General features: G+C 38.3%; 12 protein-coding genes and 1 pseudogene. 7 read left to right on the top strand and 6 right to left on the bottom strand.

All coding sequences use genetic code 11. The features are described 5' to 3' along the window. Nucleotides 1-45 precede the first annotated feature (45 nt). Entirely contained in the window at nucleotides 46-5,157 is a 5,112-nt protein-coding gene (locus BVC88_RS00325; protein ID WP_075348655.1) for an adenylate/guanylate cyclase domain-containing protein, read from the bottom strand. A 246-nt stretch (nucleotides 5,158-5,403) separates the two neighbouring features. Here BVC88_RS00325 and uvrA point away from each other — a divergent pair, with 246 nt between their 5' ends. Both uvrA and BVC88_RS00340 read left to right on the top strand, forming a co-directional pair. After that, nucleotides 5,404-8,220 (top strand): excinuclease ABC subunit UvrA, encoded by a 2,817-nt coding sequence (uvrA, locus tag BVC88_RS00330; RefSeq protein WP_075348656.1) that lies wholly within the window; start codon nucleotides 5,404-5,406, stop codon nucleotides 8,218-8,220. A 548-nt stretch (nucleotides 8,221-8,768) separates the two neighbouring features. Beyond that, a complete protein-coding gene (locus tag BVC88_RS00340) occupies nucleotides 8,769-9,932 on the top strand; it encodes a 6-bladed beta-propeller (protein WP_075348658.1) in 1,164 nt (387 codons plus the stop codon). Nucleotides 9,933-10,052: 120 nt separating this feature from the next. On the opposite strand, the gene BVC88_RS00345 is transcribed toward BVC88_RS00340, so the two are convergent. Beyond that, complete coding sequence (locus BVC88_RS00345; protein ID WP_075348659.1) at nucleotides 10,053-11,195, bottom strand: ATP-binding protein; 1,143 nt, start codon at nucleotides 11,193-11,195, stop codon at nucleotides 10,053-10,055. 495 nt (nucleotides 11,196-11,690) lie between these two features. Here BVC88_RS00345 and BVC88_RS21100 point away from each other — a divergent pair, with 495 nt between their 5' ends. Beyond that, nucleotides 11,691-11,894 (top strand): hypothetical protein, encoded by a 204-nt coding sequence (locus tag BVC88_RS21100; RefSeq protein ID WP_175574357.1) that lies wholly within the window; start codon nucleotides 11,691-11,693, stop codon nucleotides 11,892-11,894. Between the two features lie 119 nt (nucleotides 11,895-12,013). Here the strand turns inward: BVC88_RS21100 and BVC88_RS00355 are convergent, their stop codons facing one another. Next, nucleotides 12,014-13,015: an IS110 family RNA-guided transposase gene (locus BVC88_RS00355; protein ID WP_075348661.1), complete on the bottom strand. Its 1,002-nt coding sequence runs from the start codon at nucleotides 13,013-13,015 to the stop codon at nucleotides 12,014-12,016. Between the two features lie 334 nt (nucleotides 13,016-13,349). Here BVC88_RS00355 and BVC88_RS00360 point away from each other — a divergent pair, with 334 nt between their 5' ends. The 4 genes and pseudogenes from BVC88_RS00360 (at nucleotide 13,350) to BVC88_RS00375 (ending at nucleotide 17,496) form a co-directional block, all read left to right on the top strand. Further along, on the top strand, nucleotides 13,350-14,492 hold the full coding sequence (locus BVC88_RS00360; RefSeq protein ID WP_075348662.1) for a 6-bladed beta-propeller: 1,143 nt from the start codon (nucleotides 13,350-13,352) through the stop codon (nucleotides 14,490-14,492). A gap of 30 nt (nucleotides 14,493-14,522) precedes the next feature. Beyond that, a pseudogene (locus BVC88_RS21720) lies at nucleotides 14,523-14,734 on the top strand (hypothetical protein); the annotation flags it as partial. Between the two features lie 117 nt (nucleotides 14,735-14,851). Next, entirely contained in the window at nucleotides 14,852-16,048 is a 1,197-nt protein-coding gene (locus tag BVC88_RS00370) for a hypothetical protein (RefSeq protein ID WP_075348663.1), read from the top strand. Further along, on the top strand, nucleotides 16,045-17,496 hold the full coding sequence (locus BVC88_RS00375) for a hypothetical protein (RefSeq protein ID WP_075348664.1): 1,452 nt from the start codon (nucleotides 16,045-16,047) through the stop codon (nucleotides 17,494-17,496). The genes BVC88_RS00370 and BVC88_RS00375 overlap by 4 nt, the downstream gene beginning before the upstream one ends. Before the next feature lie 73 nt (nucleotides 17,497-17,569). Here BVC88_RS00375 and BVC88_RS00380 read toward each other — a convergent pair whose 3' ends face one another. Genes BVC88_RS00380 through BVC88_RS00390 form a run of 3 tightly spaced genes read right to left on the bottom strand, consistent with a single transcriptional unit; the run spans nucleotide 17,570 to nucleotide 19,956 of the window. Continuing rightward, nucleotides 17,570-18,181 carry a class I SAM-dependent methyltransferase gene (locus BVC88_RS00380; protein ID WP_083638968.1) on the bottom strand — a complete coding sequence of 204 codons (612 nt, stop codon included), beginning with the start codon at nucleotides 18,179-18,181 and terminating at the stop codon, nucleotides 17,570-17,572. A gap of 57 nt (nucleotides 18,182-18,238) precedes the next feature. Then, a complete protein-coding gene (locus BVC88_RS00385) occupies nucleotides 18,239-18,550 on the bottom strand; it encodes a rhodanese-like domain-containing protein (protein WP_075348666.1) in 312 nt (103 codons plus the stop codon). Between the two features lie 8 nt (nucleotides 18,551-18,558). Next, a complete protein-coding gene (locus BVC88_RS00390) occupies nucleotides 18,559-19,956 on the bottom strand; it encodes an MBL fold metallo-hydrolase (RefSeq protein ID WP_075348667.1) in 1,398 nt (465 codons plus the stop codon). Nucleotides 19,957-20,094 lie beyond the last annotated feature (138 nt).

Genomic DNA, 20,094 nt, shown 5'->3' on the forward strand with positions numbered 1-20,094 from the left:
TGAATAAAATAACTATAAATAAAAACTACCATTTAAGGTAGTGGGTTAAATTTCTGAATCTATAAAGTACATTTCTACAAAACCTTTATTCTTGACTTTAATCTTGCCTCTTGGGGTACACTTAAACCTATCTTTGATCAACTCATAGGTTTGCCCACTAATATTGATTTTGCCTGGTTCGCCGGCAGTCTCCATTCTGGATGCGACATTGACAGTATCTCCCCAGATGTCGTAAGCAAACTTTTTAAGACCTACAATTCCCGCAATTACTGGCCCTGTATGAATTCCTATTCGCATACTGATAACAGGCTTTCCCTCAGAAGTTGTTGATTTCATGTGTTCACCTATAAACTCATTGATCTCAAAGGCCGCTAAAACCATATTTGAAGCATCAAATTCTTTAGTCAAATTCAAGCCTCCCGCACACAAATAGCTATCGCCCACTGTTTTTATTTTTTCGATTCCATATTTTTCAACGATACGGTCAAACTCACAGTAGAAATAATTCAATTCGGAAACCAGATCCTCTGCGGATAGAATCTCACATAATCCTGAAAAATTTACAATGTCAGTAAACATTACACTAACATTTTTAAAATGACGGGCTTTAGAAAGTCCGTTATTTTTCAGTTCACTGGCTATCTCAGGAGGTAGAATATTTAAGATTAATTGCTCGGACTTTTCTTTTTCTTCATTCAACTGCCTCGTCCTAAGTCTAATCTTTTCCTCCATATTCTGATACAAAAGCGCATTTTCTAAGGAAATAGCCATTTGGCTTGATAAAATATTTATCAAATTCAAACGCTCAATCGTGAATGCTCCTTCAATCAAATTATTCTCCAGATAAATGATCCCGGTTACCTCGCTTTGTTTCATTAAAGGCACAACCATAATGGACTTCATTTTCTCGCTGAGGATGTAAGGATCTTTTCCAAACCCGGCATCTTGGAAAGCATTTTCCAAAATCACACTTTCCTTGTTTTTTGCTGAAAAGAGGATTACCTCTTTTGCAATCGCATCAAAGCTCTTGAGCGGAAGATTTTCAAATAGATTGGGTTCGATATTTTTGGTACAGGATTCTGACTGAACCAAAAATTCATTATCGCTTTTCAACAAGAGAACCATCCGCTGAGCTCCGGCATTTTCAATGATTATTTTCATCAAAGTTGTGAGCAGGTCTTTCAGCTTGATTTCTTTAGAAATTGCTTCGGATGATTTCATTACTGATTTCAAATCCAAATCTTGATTTGAGAACTTTTGAGAGGCTTTGTTATCATCTGCTCTTTCTACAAACCTGAATTCCATTTGGGAAAAATTGCTCGAGCTACTCTTGGAGACCAATAGCTCGACAATGCCTTTAGCCCCAAGCAAGTCATAGAGATATACTGCATCACTCAAATGAATTGCTGCAATTTTCTTTTTGCCATCTTTCAAATGCAACTCAAATAGCCGTCGATTGACAAGTGCTTGTATTTGGAGGTATTCATATTTCTCCGATGAGTCCAAAGCTGAATAAAATTCCGATTGTGCTTTTTCAAAATCGCCTGAAACCAAGGCTAACTCTGCAGAAAGAAGGAGGTATTTATGCTCGAAATTAGATGGACTGTTTTGGCTGTATTTTTTAAATTTCTTAACTATACTTGATAGTTCTCTTTTCCTTTTCAAATTATTTATCCCACCGCTATTCGGAATCAAAGCGGCCAAAATCATTCCCTTGTAGAAATAATGCTCCGCAGTATGAAGCATCCCTGGAGAATCTTTTAGATAAATATCCGAGGTAATAGAAACCTCAAAAGCTTGATCAAATTCTTCCCAGAGATAGAGGGACTGCATTTTATTGATGTAATAGAAATGCGCAAAATGCCTTGAATTAAAGCTTTCCAGTTTTTTTACAAACACATTTTCGTCAAAACCTTCGTCAGAAAAGGAATCCGATGAATTGGTTTTACCCTGAAGATTTTTAATAGATTGAGTTACTGCACTCATGGTCAGCACTGCTTCTTCAATCTGGAACCTTCGCAAAAAGTCTAAATGGGAATTGCTGGATTCGAGAATCCCTTCAAACTGAACGCCCCGCATGAAATAACTCTGAACAATCGCGCAACTGGCACAACTCGCATGAAAAAGGTCACCAACTTCCAATCCTGACTCATAAGCATTCAACCAATATTCTTCCATGACTTTAGCTGGCTGCCTCCAGGGAATAGCAAAATATCCAGTCACAAAATTTGCTTCAGCCCTGGCTCCATGATTTTGGTACTTTTCTAGTAAGCCTAAAGTAAGTTGTCCTATTTTATAACCCGTTGATCTGTAACCAAGAATTCCACTGTGAAAAACTGGCCCAAAACCAAGAAATCCTATAAATCCCCCATCTGTATTTCCGTGCTTAAGGCATAAGTTTACCATGATGGCGCAAACCAATACACAAAGCTCGGGCTTGATTTGAAAAGCCGATTGACCTGCCGCAGCCATCAAAAGAATCGCTGTTTTGAGCTTTTCATCCGTCATTTCAGGAAGATCAATCAATTCTTCAACGTCCCTTTTACCCATCATGGCTTTATATTTCAAAAACTCAATGGCTAAACTTGGAGGAGAAAAACCCGCTGGAATCTTGACTCCCAACTCGGAGGTTACTTCCCGACAAGCCTTGTATGCTGCTTCAAAATTTCTAATGTTATTATAGTACTGTATTTTTCGAATGGTAACTTTTGCTTTATCAATTACATCTTCTGTGTTTTTTAGAGCCTCGTCAAAAAAGTGAACTACCATACTATTATTTCCGGCAAGATGCTCCAGTTCTGCCCGCTGTAGGTTCAAATTTCGATGGATCTCTTTCGTGACTACCAACTTTTTTTCCTGAACCAATTCCATCGCATTCCTGATATAAATCAGTCCAGACTCATAGGCGTTTGCATGCTTAGCCCTAATACTCGCAGAGATGTTCAGTTCAATTAGTTTTTGCAGAAGGGCTTCATTATCAATTAACCTTTGGGCAAAATTTAAATGGTCTGTCAGAATATAGATTGAGTCAGAATGCTCGATATTGGAAATCTTTGAGATTATACTTTTCCCTATTTCCAGCCGAATCTTCTGCTTCTCAATCTCAGAAAGTAGTCCTAAGGCTGCCTGTTGGATTTTATCATGTTGAAAACCATAATCATCATCACCCGAGCGTTCTTTTGTATTTAGGTTCTCGATGATGCAAAGTTTTTCGGCGAGCTTGAGCTGCATATCCAGCTCTCCCTCAGTTATATCCACCAAGCCACTTAAAACCTCTATAGAAAATGTATTTCCAATGCAAGAAGCGTATTTCAACGTAGTCTGAACTTCTTCAGGAAGTCTGAAAAAAAGCTCCGACATCAGGTCAATGACATTGTCACTGATACTGACACGATGGGCCTTTTCGGCGCTATAGGTCCAATGAAGTGTGTTTTGTGAAAGATGTATTACCCCGCTTTCATAAAGCGTAAGAAGACATTGCCTGATAAAAAATGGATTCCCCAGCGTTTTTCTAAAAACTATTTTTGCCAGTTCCTCTCCACTTTTCTTAGGGATAGAAAGGGAGTCAGCAATGATTTCTTCGACAGAATCCTGACCCAAAGGTTCTAAAGCAAAAAGAGTACTTCCCACTCCCTGAGATTGTAACCTGTCTAACATCATCATCAGTGGATGCGACGGAGAAACCTCATTTTCCCGATAGGCACAAATGATCAGCAAATGCTTCAAACTTGAATCCAGAAGCGTATTCTCCAGCCATCTTCTGGTCGTAGTATCTAACCACTGCAGATCATCCAAGAAAATACACAGCGGATGATCTTCGCTTGCAAAAGATCGAATGAAACTGCTGAATACCTGATCAAATCGGTTTTTGGACTCATTCATGGGAAGACTTGGCACTTCCTGCTGAGGTCCGATCAGCAATTCTAAATCGGGCATTATATCAATAATCAGTTGCCCGGAATTACCAACAGCTTTCAAAATGGAGTTTTTCCAATATTCCTGCTGTTCTTCACTTCGAATTAGAACCTGATTAATCAAATCATTCAGCGCAAGCAATAAAGAACTTAATGGAGGGTTCTTTTTATATTGTTCAAACTTCCCTGAAATGAAAAAACCTCCTCCTAAATCAATGTATTTCTGAAATTCCCGTACAAAACTAGATTTACCAACTCCGGAATAGCCGCTAACTAGCGCAAGTTCAGCTCTCTCATTTTTTATCCTTTGAAAAAGCTCATTCATCTGACCTATCTCCTCGTCTCTACCATAGATTTTTGAGGAAATCTGAAATTGATCTAAGCGATCATGAGTACCTAAGGCAAAATCGTTGATCTCATTGATATCCAGAAGTCGATCCAAACACTGTTGCAAGTCATTCAGCAATCCTGAACAACTTTGATATCTTTCAGAGGTATTTTTCTTTAACAGTTTTAAGACAATTTTGCTGATAACCTCTGGAATTTCATCCCGAAACTTATGTGGTGATTCCGGGACTAATGCCAAATGAGCGTGCATTAACTCCATCGGATCGGAAAAATGAAAGAGTGTTTTACCAGTTAACATCTCATACAAAACAGCTCCTACAGAATATAAATCCGTTCGATGATCTATAGGCCTGTTCATCCGGCCCGTTTGTTCTGGAGAAATGTAATGAAGACCTAATTCCAGCGCCTCACTTACATTGGAATAATTTAAATCCCTCCCTCGCTCTATCGCATAATCAAAACCCCAGACTTTGACCCCGCCAGTCTTATCAACAATAATATTTGAAGGGTTGATATTTTTATGAATGATGTTTTTGCTATGGAGATAGTTCACTGCTTTAGTGATCTCCATGGCAATCTTCAAGAAGATAATTAAGTCAAGCTTTCCCCTTTTCAGATAATCTGATAGAGGCTCCCCTGAAATATCCTCATTGACTAGAATGGGCAAATTTTCCAGATTTTCTAACCCAATAGGTTGAACAATATTTGGATGGGAAAGCTTAGATAATATGGAATATTCCTGCTTTAAATGGTTTAAGTCTCGGAATGTAGGGTATGCCGATCTAAAGGTCTGAATAGTAACCGCTTTAGAATCTTGGATACGATTTGCCTTATAGACTATATACCTTGAGTTCTCCCGAACTTTATCTAATATGTTAAATCTTAAATCAGGCATTTAAAAAGTAGAGGATCAACCAATTGAAATTAAGTTTAAAGTTAAAAAACATCTGCGATGAGTTTTTGTGAGAGAATCAACTTTTCAAAGTACAAAGAAAATTAATTTTAATTAAATCAATTACTCAAATAATCATGCAGATTAAGGAATAATAATGTTTATAAGATTAGTTGATCTTTCCTCTTTCACCAGAAACTCTCCAGTTCCCAAGACAGAATCTACTTTGCCTTTGTATCTTTGCCAGCTATGACCTTGAGTACCAAATCCGCAAAAATCGATATCGACGACCTCGATCCCAAAAAATACATCATTATCAAAAATGCCCGGGTGAATAACCTGAAAAGTTTGAGCGTTGCCATTCCAAGAAACAAGTTTGTAGTGGTCACGGGTCTATCGGGTTCGGGTAAATCCTCCTTGGCATTCGATACACTTTTTGCCGAAGGGCAACGAATGTATGTGGAAAGCTTAAGCTCCTATGCACGCCAATTCCTCGGAAGAATGGAAAAACCGGATGTGGAATACATCAAAGGTGTGGCGCCAGCGATCGCTATCCAACAAAAGGTCAATACAAAAAACCCTAGATCCACAGTTGGAACAACGACTGAGATCTACGACTATTTAAAATTACTTTTCTCACGAGTTGGAAAGACTTTCTCACCTGTTTCGGGAAAAGAGGTCAAGCACCATACCGTTACGGATATCGTCAATTACATTCAAGATTTTCCAGATGGGTCCAAAGTGATGATTTCTTGTCCATTGCAAATGGAACGCGGGCGTAAAATCGAGCAGGAACTAGAATTGCTTTTGCAAAAAGGCTATACCCGGATTTTGATTGATGGGGAAGTTTATTTTGTGGAAGACCTGATCGGAGAAAAAAAAGTACCCAAAGGCAAATATGAAATCCTGATCGATCGGGCGAGTGTAAAAAAAGACGATGAGGACAATCAATTCAGAATTGCTGATTCCGTGCAGACGGCACTTTTCGAAGGTCATGGAGATGTGAAAATCACGGTTCCTGACCAGGAAACGAAGACTTTTTCTGACCGATTCGAATTGGATGGAATGAGCTTCGAACTTCCTTCTGTCAATTTCTTTTCCTTCAACAATCCCTTCGGCGCATGCAAAACCTGTGAAGGATTCGGTAATGTACTCGGCATCGATCCTGATCTGGTGATTCCGGATAAGGATCTTTCTGTTTATGAAGGAGCCATCGCACCTTGGAGAGGAGAGTCTTCCAAATCTTGGCTGGATCCGCTTCTCAAAAAAGGAATCGAATTCGATTTCCCCATTCACCGTGCCTATAATGAGCTCAGTGAAAAAGAAAAGACTTTACTCTGGACTGGAAATAAATACTTCAAAGGCTTGAATGCCTTTTTCGAAGATCTGGAAACCAAAACCTACAAGATTCAATATCGCGTGATGCTCTCTCGATTCAGAGGTCGGACGACTTGTCCGGATTGCCGAGGAACACGCTTGCGCAAAGATGCCTCTTATGTGAAAGTTGGGGGGAAATCCATTCAGGATATTGTACTGATGCCCATTGATGAGGCATTGCCATTTTTTGAGCAGATTGAACTTGCTCCACATCAAGCCAAAATTGCCAATCGATTGCTGAAGGAAATCGTCAGTCGATTGGAATTTATGGATCAGGTGGGCTTGGGGTATTTGACTTTGAACAGATTGACTTCTTCGCTTTCCGGGGGAGAATTTCAGCGAATCAAACTAGCGACATCGCTCGGATCAGCCTTGGTTGGTTCCATGTATATTCTGGACGAACCAAGCATCGGTCTTCATCCTAGGGATACTGATCGACTGGTGGGCGTGCTGAAGTCACTTCGGGACATGGGAAATACCGTGATTGTAGTAGAACATGAGGAAAAAGTCATGAAAGCTGCAGACCAGATTATTGACATCGGACCTGACGCCGGGGTGAATGGCGGGGAATTACTTTTCCAAGGACCAATTGAAGAATTGATGACTTCAGCGCAAACCTACACCGCAAAATACCTCCGTGGGGAAGAACAGATTTTCAAAAAAGAAGGCAATCGAAAGTGGAAAGATAGCATCATCGTAAAAGGCGCTCGGGAAAACAACCTGAAAAACTTAACTGTCAAATTTCCTCTGAATGTACTTACTACCGTGACAGGAGTTTCAGGTTCGGGAAAATCCACGCTTATTAAGAAAGTGCTTTATCCTGCCTTGGGAAAAATGCTTGGAACGGTCATCGACGAAAGTGGGAAATATGATCGCATCGAGGGGGATTACAAGCAAATCACCCAAGTGGAATTTGTAGATCAAAACCCAATCGGCAAGTCTTCCCGATCCAATCCAGTGACTTATGTCAAGGCTTACGATGCGATTCGAGCGCTCTTTTCTGAGCAGCCGGTATCCAAGCAGCGAGGGTACAAACCCGCTTTTTTCTCATTTAACGTAGATGGTGGTCGCTGCGAAAACTGCTCCGGAGAGGGAATCACTACAGTGGAGATGCAGTTTATGGCTGATATTCATTTGACTTGTGAGGCCTGCAAAGGAAAGCGATTTAAAAATGAAATATTGGATGTCAAGTACAGAGACAAAGATATATCTGAAGTCCTTCATATGACTATAGATGAAGCTTTAGAGTTTTTCAAAGGCAAAACTCAAATCATCAACAAACTCCAACCGCTTCAGGAAGTGGGACTCGGCTATATCGGGATGGGACAGAGCTCCAATACCCTATCAGGAGGTGAGGCTCAGCGGGTGAAACTGGCTTCTTTCCTTGGAAAAGGTGGAACAAAAGCCGGAGATCATATCCTATTTATCTTTGACGAACCGACGACAGGACTACATTTTCACGACATCAAAAAACTCCTCCACTCCATCAATGCCTTAATTGATCAGGGTCATTCGGTCATCATTATCGAGCATAATACCGAAGTAATCAAGTCCTCAGACTGGGTAATTGACCTAGGTCCCGAAGGTGGAAACAAAGGTGGAAATCTGACTTTTGCCGGAACTCCAGAGGATATGATGAAAGAAGAAGGGAATTATACTGCGAAGTATTTGCGGGAGGCGTTTGTATAAGGTCTCCAGCGAAGTCCCTACTCCATTACGAGCAAAGCGAAGCAATCTTTAACTTAATTCCTCAATCTAGTGCTAGACTTTGGATTTTTTTATAATCATCCACCATGAATCAAACTAAATTTTTATACTGATTACCAACAGATTATAACTTTACCTGCTTTTTTATCTTTAAAAAACTTGACAATTAGGTCTGTTTTTTTTTTTCTTAGCGTAGAATTAAGTTTCAGGCCTAAACTTTTTGAACAAAACAAAATAATTTCTAATCTTTAAATTCTAAACAAATGAAAAAATCAATTGGAATAATCCTTGGACTCGGTATGATGTTCATAATTTCAATATCCTCAAATTCTCATGCCCAAGTCGTAGCGTATGGTTATTATATGAAAACCGAACAATGTCCTGATACTGAAGGGGCACAAAAAAGATGTCGCGAGGGCGGGTCAGACTGGTGCCAAGTCAGTCAGCAAACTTCTTGTCCTGAATTTCAGGGCTTAGGATAATTAACCTCTAATTTAACCTCTAGGATAAACTCCTAGAGGTCTTTTCTTATGAAAACTAATTTAATCGCTTTTATTCTTGTGGTTCTGGGTGCTTGCGCCACCCCAAAAAATGAATCTGAAGATAATATCTTTATCAATTTGGATGGATCGGTAGCTGGCAAAACCTCTGACATTGTGGATTCTTTTGACTATTTATTGATTGATTATTCAGAAGATTTTCCCATCGTCCAACCTTATAGAATTCTTTTTTACGAGAACTTGATATTTATTGAGGACAATACCCAAAATCATATATTCATAATAGATCAAAACGGGAAGGTCTTAAATGTCATAAAAAGTCAGGGAAATGGACCAAGGCAGTTTAGTTATATTGATGATTTTCAAGTTGAAAAAAACAAAATCCTCATTAAGGACACCCTTTTGGACAAATTCATCGCTTTTGATTTTCAGGGAAACTTTCTCTACGAAGAAAAAGCCAGCAATAAAGCGATAGATTTCTATGCAGCAAAAGATTTTAAACTACACTTCTTTAGCAATAGACTTAATCAAGGAGAATTCAACTTGGTGAAAGAAAATATCGAAGGAAAAATAATAGAACAAAATTATCCACCGAAGGAAGGATACGCAGGTAGAAAAATTTTTTCTTTGGAACAGGATTTTATTGAAGATAAAACAAAGAAACAAATAGTTTTAAAAATTCCTTTCTCATACGACATCGCTTTTTTTGATTTGAATGGAGACTTACAAAAAATAAAGACGTTTGATTTTGGCCCGTATAACTTATCAGATTCAGATCGACTATTTTTTTCAAATGGCCGATTTGATGATGCTCCAGAAGATGAATATTCAAATCTTGTAGAGTATATTAATCAGTTTTTTGCTGTAGGAAACAAGTATTACATGTTCCTTACAAAGGGAAGAAAAGAAAGCCATTTGATTTTATTGGATCGAGGATTGAATCCACAAAATCAATATCTTAAAATAGAAAACGATCTTGATGGGTTGCCTATTATAAATTTTCCAAGATGGCAGCGGGAAGGTCAGCTCGTACAAAGACTTTCTTCAACCACTTTTTTAAATAATTATCTTAGAAATGAGGACTTATTAAAATCGAAGTTTCCAGAGGCAAAAATTCACGATTTTGTTGAAAAAAATCGTTACAAATTAGAGCGGGATTGGTTGGTTTTGATTTTTTGGAATCTTAAGGAATAAAATAACATCTGATCTAGCGCAAGTCTTCGGACTTGTGCTTATCATGTTGAAGTCTTCAGTTGATTTAAGTACAAGTCTGAATACTTGAACCAGTTTAGCCTAGGTGATTTTGTCCTCTGGTTACTTTCCCAAAAACTCAGGCAACCCCATCGCCCTTACTTTATCAGAAAGCGGATATCCCTCTCCAATTCTACAGATCACAATACCTTTTTCGGCTCCGGTATCTTCCATGGAGATTTGAAGGCCTTTGGTGAGTTTTGGTGAGAGCGTATTCTTGATTTCGATGGCAGTTTTCACTATGCCATTTTTCACCAAAAGCAGATCACATTCCGCTCCTTGATGGGTGCGGTAGAAATAGTATTCGTATTGATCTCCGAAAGTGGCCGTAATCTGTTCGATCACAAACCCCTCCCATGAAGCACCAATCTGCACGAGATTCTGCAAAGCTTCCATCGAGTTTATCCCAGTCAGCGCATGTAGCAAGCCCGAGTCTCGGATAAAGACTTTGGGAGATTTTACAAGACGTTTCTTGATATTGTGATGATAGGGCTGCAGCACACGAACCATAAAGGAACCTTCCAGAAATTCGAGGTAACGATTTACCGTCGGACGTGTAATCCCCAATGCTCTGGCAAAACTTTCTCCATTCCAGATTCCTCCTTGGGCATTTGCCAGCATAATCCAGAACCGCTCCACCAGCCTTGGATCTGTACTCAAGCCTATTTGGGCCAGATCCCTTTCCAGATAGGTCTTGATAAAATTCTGCCTCCAAATCTGACTTTCGCGATCCGTTTTCGCCAAAAAGGATAAAGGAAAACCACCTCGAATCCAGAGCTTTTCGAATTCTGAATCCTCGATTTCTCCCAAGAAAAAAGGCTTCAATTCCAAATAGCCAATCCGCCCAGCCAAGGAATCCGCAGAACTTCTGATCAAATCCGGTGAAGCAGACCCCAGCAAAATGAATCTTCCTGGTTCGCGTTGCTCATCGATCAGGCTACGGAGTTCTGCAAACAATTCCGGCATCAATTGAATCTCATCGAGAATCACCGTTTTATCCGCCTGTCCTTTCAGAAAAAGTTCTGCATCCACCAATTTAGCACGATCAGAGGCTTTTTCCAGGTCTATATAAATACTGTCCTTTTCGAGTTTCAGGTTCTTGACAAGCGTAGTTTTCCCCAGCTGCCTTGGCCCAAGGAGTCCAACAGCTGGAAAAATAGAAAGGTATTCCTTAAGTAATGGAAAAATTAAGCGGTCTTTTACCATGAAAATCGAAAGTATGATTTACGGATTTCATGGTAAAATTGTAAATATTAATTTAGAATAACAAAGATTTTACCATGAAAATCGAAAGTACGATTTACGATTTTCATGGTAAATTACATTTTCAATTGAGATGAATGGTTTTGATAAAAATTCCTCCATTTGAAACCCAATTGAGCGTTGAATTTCTTATTCGACCAGGACAGTTTCTTTGGCTGTAACTATTTCCTATCGACTGAGACAAAGTCAATTCATTATTTTATATTATTGATTTATAGCGGTTTAATAAATTCACCTATTTTTTATTTTAATAAAAACTTGACGATTAGGTCTGTTTTTTTTTCTTAGCGTGGAATTAAGTTTCAGGACTAAACTTTTTCGGACAAATTATTTCAAACTCTAACTTTCTTTGTTATGAAAAAAATTCTCTTTGTATCAGTTTTATCTCTGGCAATGCTTGGTTTTTGTGAGCAAGCAAAGGCTGATTGGTGCGGAAACATGAGGTCTTCCGATGTGTGGTATAGTTCAAGTGGAACAGTTTCGATAGGGCGTGAGCCAATATTTTCTATGGGATACACCAAAGTGACTTGTTGTGTCAACGGTTCCGATATGGATGCATGTAATAATGGTTTGGAGGCACCAGAATGTTCCCAAAAAGTGGTAAGAACAGCGTGTACTCCACCTAGTTTTGCAGGTGCATAATCATCTTTATTAAAAATATTGAGGGGGAGATTCCTCCTCAATATTTATTTAAAACTAAACATATGAAACCGAGCATAACGAGAACGTCACACACTAAGATGTCCCAATATTCTTATGGATCAGGCAAGGTTTGGTTGATAATTTTTTTCGTGTTTTCTATTATCACGGATTAAGGCAAAAATCCGGTTGATTAGTTTAGCTCTTACCGCGTTGATCACAGTCATTTTATTTTTGCCTTCTGCTACTTTTCTATCAAAATATTCTTTGAATTCGCCTTTCATTTTTATCGCCGAGAGTGCAGCCATATGGAATAGTTTCTTGAGTTCCATATTTGCCCTGAATGAAACTTTTCGTCTGGATCGCTGGCTGGTTCCTGATTCAAAAGCAAAAGGGGCAACTCCTGCATGGCATGCGAATTTCCTCCCAGAATTGAATTTGGTAAAGGCACTGGTGGCTAGAATGGTATGGATGGCGACTTGGTCCCCGATACCGTCTATTGAAGTGAGTATGGCTTTTTGGTTTGTCAGCTTTTCGCTGGATTCCAATAACGATTTGATCTGCTGATCGACTTCCTTAATCAGCTTGGTCAAAGAGTCTACTTGCTTTGTTAAACGCTTGCTTCTGGCCTTGTAAAGTGCTTCATCCATGAATCCCTTCAGGTCTTTGATTTGGACTTTATACTTTGCTCTTTCTTTGATAAATAGCTCTCGTTCAGCAGATAGTGCTCTGACTGACTCTAGCGTGTAATCCTCTATTTTTTGAACTTTCGCTTTGTCCTGATGTCTTCTTGCATAATCAGCAATCCTGATGGCATCCACCTTATCATTCTTGTACCTGGTTACTCCCGATCGTTGCTTGATTTCGGCACCACTTTCCAGCCATAGCGAATAGCCTTCTTCAAGACATACCTTACGTAAAGGATAACAGTAATGCCCTATGAATTCTGCGCAGACTAAGGAATGCTCCAGGTTTAACTTCTTGGATATCTTCTTGAAGAACCGCTTAATCGATACTGGTTTGTTTTCGATTTTGAAGCTTTCCACTTCTGCGTCCTGGCTTAGAAAGGCAATATCCAAGGTTAATTTACTTACATCAATTCCAATAAATAATTCAAATTGCATACTTTCGTTGTTAGATAATTGAAGTAAAGAACCGTTACCTAATAACCTTAACAGGTTTGACTGATATCTTATACAGGTCTTGGTTCTTGAAACCTGTCAGTCCCAAATATCGGGTTAGATCTCTGACATCTAAAGCTATCGCTGGGTCGCTGACAGGGCTTCAATTATACTTTAAAACCTTACATTTTTCAACCTATCAAACCTAAGGTAGCTTTCGGAATGACAATTGAAAAGAAATTATAATCACATGAAATGCCCATGAGAAAAGTTCTCACACAGGGGAAGGATTATTCAGGGCATTCCATATGACCGCTAAAAATCAAAATATAATCATATGAAATACTCCATATTCACAATTTTCCCAATTGCATTTTTATGGTTTTTATTTGCGTGCAGTGAAAAATCTTCCTCCGGATCAATTCAGATTGTATCTGATCCAAGCGAAGAACTGTTGGATATTAAAAGTCTATTTGAGGGAAGTGAGCTTATTACTATCAGACTACCTGACAGTGTATTGATAGGGAATATTTTCTCCTCTAAGGCTGTTGGTGATTTGATTTACATTCATGACAATTTTAACAATTGTCTATTTATCATTGATAGCGAAAAACAAAAATTAGAGGGAATCATCAACGCACATGGGCAAGGTCCAAAAGAATATTCCCAAATAAATTCTTTCGATTTAGATAATAAAGGGAATAGTTACATATATGATTTTGGGAGGAAGATTCTAAGTTTTTCCGGTGAAACATTTAACTATGAATTGAAGGATATTAATTTACAGATAAGGGATTTCAGTAAATCTAAAAATGGGTACATCCTTGTCAACCCTCATGAATCTTACCTAAAAAATCAAAGTACAACCATTGAGATTGACAGTACTGGATTGGTTTTGAAGCAAATAGGGGATGAACCTGATTCTAAGACTTTTATTCCAAATACCTTCTTTCAAAAGTTTTCAAGTAAAATCTATATCAACGATAATTCCAGTCAAAGTATTAAGATATATGATCAAATAGACAGCAGCATAAAATCTATCGATTTTAAAGTTTCAGGAGAAGATCGAGCCAATTTGGTAGATTTCTGGGTTGCCAATGAAGAGAGTATTTTTACTATTTTTCCTGCAAGAAATGATTCAATAATCCTTTTTTCTCAAATCCAAGATTTTAAGTTTTTAAAAAATTTAAAAGGAGTATTTAGTTCTTTTGATTTTTTACCAGTAAATAAGTTTCCTTTTCAAGAAATTGAAAACAAATATAACTATCTAATATATAATTCCGAAGAAGTTGAAAGCCTTTTAAAATACTACCAATCGTTCTCAGAAGCTGAATCTTTTGAAGAAGAAAATGGAAATTACTATCTGAAAGAGGACAAAAAGTTCTTAATTCCAAGAGAAAAGATTCAAAGACTAATTTCCCAACTCGAGGCAGCAAAGAACTCAAACAGTATTTTAGTTCGGAAATTTATTAGACAATAATCTAATTCTTATTGTGAAAATTAGGGTTGCCTCTTTTTTATCAGTGCCTTGACTGATCAGGGCCATTCGGTCATCATCATCGAGCACAATACCGAAGTAATCAAGTCCTCGGACTGGGTATTAGACCTTGGTCCTGAAGGTGGAATAAAGATGGACATCTGACTTTTGCAGGAACTCCGGAGGATATGATGAAAGAAGAAGGGAATTATACTGCGAAGTATTTGAGGGAAGCTTTTGTTTAAAGTAAAATTAAATTGAACTAGATATTATTACCTAGTTTTTTGGGAATAGAAAATTAATTTTAGATTTTTGCAAAGTCTCAATTTTTTCTAGGTTTTAGTCTATTCAATATTAAAAGCATGAAATACCCCGATTATCATTTCTTACTCGACCTATTGTTCGTGAGGCAGTTTCTGATCGGGGCTTTTTTTCCCATTTTTTTGCTTTCATGTCTTTCTCCTGAAAAGGTGGAGTTTGGAGGAGAAGAAATCCCTTATTATAGGGCTTCTGGTACAAGCGACTTATCCCTAGAAATTGATTCCTTGGAGAATAGGGACGTAATTTTTTCCGGGATTGGGATTTGGAAGATTTTCAATGATCAAATCATCCTAACGGATAAGCGTACCGGGGTTATTCATATTTTTTCAGACGGTCTAAGCCTAAAAGAGACGCAAATAGGAATTGGTGATGGCCCAAATCAAATCAATGGAGGCATTATTGCCATAGCTTCTGGAAATGAGGGGCTATTTCTTTTAGGTGGAAGTTATGATTACTACTTGGTTGATAAGGATTGGACTATTTTCAAGAGAGGCACCTTGGATTTTTACCATGAAGAGACCTCTTACGATGAATTGTTGAGGAATCCAAAGCCAGAATATGCAGGCATTTATGAACTTCATTATGAGTATCAGGAGCCTAAGTGGCATCAGAATGGAAATGTTATTCTTCAGATATCCTCCACTCATCCAGAGTATAACTATATTTTGAATCAGGATTATTTTAAAGAAGCAAGAAACTTAGGGACGCTGGATCTAAATACCGGTAAGGTGCAAATCACAGGTAGCTATCCCCCCATTTATTCAGTGAGTAATTTTATACCCTATTTAATGGGTACGGCTATAGAAACCTTTCAGGATAATTCTTTCATTCAGAGCTTTGAAGCGGACAGTCTCCTTTACAAGTTTTCATCCGAGGGAATGATTCAATATGCTTTTGGTCAAGCTGGCCAAAATATGATAATTGATTATCCTACACTTCAGGCTATTGATGTGACCGAATATGATTTGGGCCGAGAAGGGATCAGACCAAAAGTCAACCATTATACCACATTAGACTTTATTGAAGAGCGAGATTTATTGGTTCGGGGCTACACAAAAAACAGTCAAACTTCAGACGGAATTCAACTTTATAGAAATGACACCTTAATAATGGATCAAGCTGTTCCCAAAGGGTTTGAATACTTCGGATACAAAGAGCCATATCTGTACGGATCCTATAACAAACAATTTGAAAAAGAGGAGAAAATAGTTATTTATCGAATTAAACTACCCGAATGAATAAGCTTAAATTGGTCATACAAGTTGCTGCAATTTTCACAGTAGCATTTTTTAATTCATTCCGTACGTTTAGTCAGGAGGTCAGTGAGACGAAGCGTGAGTTTTCTTTTAAAGAAAGCAACAAAAAGGGAAAGCCCAGTTCCATCCCATTTCTTCCAATTTTCTCAGAAAATGGGACTGTTTATGGAATCACAGATAGCTTAGGCCACATTTCTCTTGAAGAAGAGACCAGTTATTTTATAAAAAGCTACTTTTTTAAAGACAGTTCATTCGTCCTTAATTCCAAATCCAAATCAACTATTTATTTGGAACGCGAGGAAATCGCTTTGGAGGAAATTGAAATAAAGTCATTTCGTAATCCTGAAGATCACCTCAAGCATCTGAATAAAAACATAACTCCTGCCCTGGAAAAAGAGGCATATCTTTCAAATTTCAGCGGATATTTCGCAGTCAAACAGAGCGAAAAATACATCGATTTTATTCAAGGTACGGGTCTTTCCTTAACATCTAAAAGTCAAAAATGGAAGCCTTATGATTTTGTTCAAGCAGGTTGGGCAGGTGGTGATTCCTATCAATTTTTTGTCCCTTTAGAGCTAAGAAGAAGTCATCACTGGGATTGGTCCATAGGTGATACTATCGCATCAGGTCAGACTTCACAGGCTATGGATCGGTCTGATCAGTACCTTATAAAACCTTTTTATTCAAGAGAATTACTTCAAGCTTTTGAGTATTCCTGGCCCTTATCGACTTCTAATCTAAAGTATTATGACTTTCGGTATGATTTAGAAGATGGAAAAGAAATTATTTTGTTTACCTCAAAAGATGAGGAGCGTACCAAAACCAATTCAGACTTATTCCTCATAGGAGAGGGAAAAGTCGTTTTGAATGATTCAGGAGAGTCTGTAGAAAGTATCTCAATCAACTTTTCTAAGTACAACTATATCGCCTTCCCTAAAGATCGAAGGGGCCGCGAGCGACAAATGGGTGGGAGTCTTTCAGCCATTTTTGAAAAATCTAATGACAAAATTTTTGTTCGTGAGGTTCAATTGGAGTCGAAACTCTTCGGGCCAGTTAATATTGGAAACCCCAGGCCATATCGGAAAGGAAGCGAGGTTACAATAATTGAAAAAGTCAATTTTGAGAATTTCCAGTTTGTCAAGTCCAAAGAAGATTTAGAATCGCTTGAACGGGGGATGGAATACATAGGCTTTGAAAGCATGGTCCCTTACAACCAAGAATATTGGAGTTCCAATACTTTGTTAGATCCTGATTTATATAATAAGATCAAGAAAGATTTAGGGTCAAAAATTCCACTTAGCGATCAGTTTAAGGTCAATTCTGGAAAAAGGTTAATTCCTGAAGAGAAAGATTTAGCATCTTACCAGAATTATGTTTCAAAAGTTATCCCTCAGCTAAACTCGATTAGTAAAGGCTTATCGAATAAATAACCACTTGTTGACCAATCGATTTGGGTCCTGACAGTAGAAACAAAAGGAAGAAACAAGACCTATTGCTAAGTCTCTAGGCCTTCTTGACCCCAAAAAGACGAATTACGGAAACCTTCCCTACATGATAAAGTCCTTCGGTTAATTCTGTTTCTGTTTCATAAGCTTCCAAAAAATCAAAGCCTTTAAAATCCTCCTTTAGCTCTTCCAAATCAAAAAGCATTGACTCATCCTTTGGTCCTCCTGCATTCGGATTTTCTTTTTGATAATCAAGGTGCTTTTTACTAAAGCACTCTAAAATAAGAATCCCCCCATTTTTTAGATAGGCACTTAATTTTTGATGAAAAATCCTTCTTTTCACTTCGGGGAAATGAGTATAGGACAATGCAATCGCATCAAAATAATTAGCTGGATAATCTGCTTCTTCCAAGTCTTCAACCTGATAGTCAATCGCAACTCCATTTTCCAATGCAAGCTTTTCTGCTTTCTTTTTACCTTCTATACTACTATCAAAAGCAAAAACATCCCAACCTAACTGGGCAGCAAAAACAGCATTTCTTCCTTCTCCTTCCGCAGGAAATAAAATCCGTCCAGGAGGCAGATCCAAAAGCTTAGATTTTAAATACTCATTAGGCTCTTTGCCATAAGCAAAGTCTTCTTGACTGTATCGCTGATCCCAAAAATTCATATCAAAATTCCTTATAATAAAAATGGAGAGTCAATTGACTCTCCACTGATCACAAATCTAGTTAACACATTGGTTGACATTACTCCATGTGCCTCCGTTAATGACATTTTGAAAACCATTCTGTTCTAAAATGCTTTTCGCCTGTCCACTTCGGTTGCCACTTCTGCAGAAAACGACAATGTTTTTCTTGCCTTTGAATTTTGCCAACTGGCTTCCGATTTTATCCAGAGGAATATTTACTGCCCCTTTGACAGAACCTGAAGCAAATTCTCCGGCAGATCTTACATCCACCAAAAATGCCCCTTCTTTGATTGCTTCGGTGAGCTTTGAATTATCTGTGCCACCGAAAAGTGCTGAGAAAAAACCCATATCTATTCTTATTTATTAGTTACAACAGTATTTCCCTTCTCTTTCCATTCTTTCATTCCACCTGAATAATTTTTAATCTGATTAAAACCATTTTTCCTCAATAAAGAATACGCAATCGCGGCACGATCTCCACTTTGACAGTGAATTACTACCTGCTTGTCTTTACTGATTTTATCCAAATTATTCTCAATCGTTCCGACGAATACATGGTCCGCTCCTTTCACATGGCCAGCATTAAATTCTGTAGTATTTCTTACGTCAACTACCTGAACCTCGTCTTTTTCTGCCAAAACCTTAAACTCTTCAATATCAATTACATCTGCGGTTTGCAAGTCCAGTCCCAAATCAGCGATATCCTCAACAAATCCATAAATATTGTCCAAGCCAATTCGCATCAATTTTCGGGTTAAATCATCCATCTGACTTTGATTTGCGACAAGGATAAATTGCTCCTGATAGTTTAGGAACCATCCTGCCCAAGTTGAAAAGGAGTTATTACCTTGAATGTTGATGCTTCCTGGCAAAAACCCTTTCGCAAAATCTACCTTGTCTCTGGTATCTATGACTTTCAATCCATCCTTATACGCTTTTAGGAATTGCTCTTTTGTCAATTTAGCGTGCTTAGGTACTTCCACAAGCAAAGGTCTATCTACCTTATTCAGGTGCTTCATTGTTGCGAAATATTTGGGTGGTTCTGGTTGTCCATCCAAAAGATAATCCACAAAAGCCTTTTCGTCAGTTGCTAACTTAAATGCCCAGTTTCGGATTTTTTCATACCCGATTGTAGAGCTAGGTACGGAGCCTAGAGCTTTTCCACAGGCTGAACCTGCACCATGCCCCGGCCAAACCTGTACAAACTCAGGAAGCTTTGAGAATCGCTGAATAGAATCAAACATTTGCTTAGCACCTTTCTCCTGCGTTCCCACAATTCCAGCTGCTTTTTCCAATAAATCAGGTCTGCCTACATCTCCCACGAAGACAAAGTCTCCTGTAAATACCATCACTGGTTGATCAGTCGCTGGATGATCTGTCAATAAGAAACTAATACTCTCCGGTGTATGCCCAGGGGTATGCAATACTTCCAGGGTCAAGTTCCCTACGGTTATTTTGTCCCCATGCTGCAATACTTCATGATCAAATTCATATTGCCATTCTGCAGGACCTTCATTGGATAGATACATTTTGGCACCAGTCACTGTTGCCAATTCTCTCGAACCACACAAAAAGTCGGCGTGAATATGAGTTTCTGTGATATGAGTGATCTTCATATTGTTCCGCTTAGCGATATCCAGATAAACATCTATATCTCGTTGAGCATCTATTACAATTGCCTCATTCTTAGCTTGGCAACCAATGAAATAACTTGCTTGCGCAAGGGTTTTGTCATATACGTGTTGAAAATACATTTCTATCTTTTGTTTTAAATTAGGCTACAAAATTCAGGATAAGTTTGTTCCTATTCAGGAACTTTTGTCACATTTGGAAAAAGTGACTCCGTTTTATAAAAACACAAGATAACGGAAATCAAAAGCTTTTTTTTAATC

This window comes from Algoriphagus marinus (assembly GCF_001936475.1).
GTDB lineage: Bacteria > Bacteroidota > Bacteroidia > Cytophagales > Cyclobacteriaceae > Algoriphagus > Algoriphagus marinus.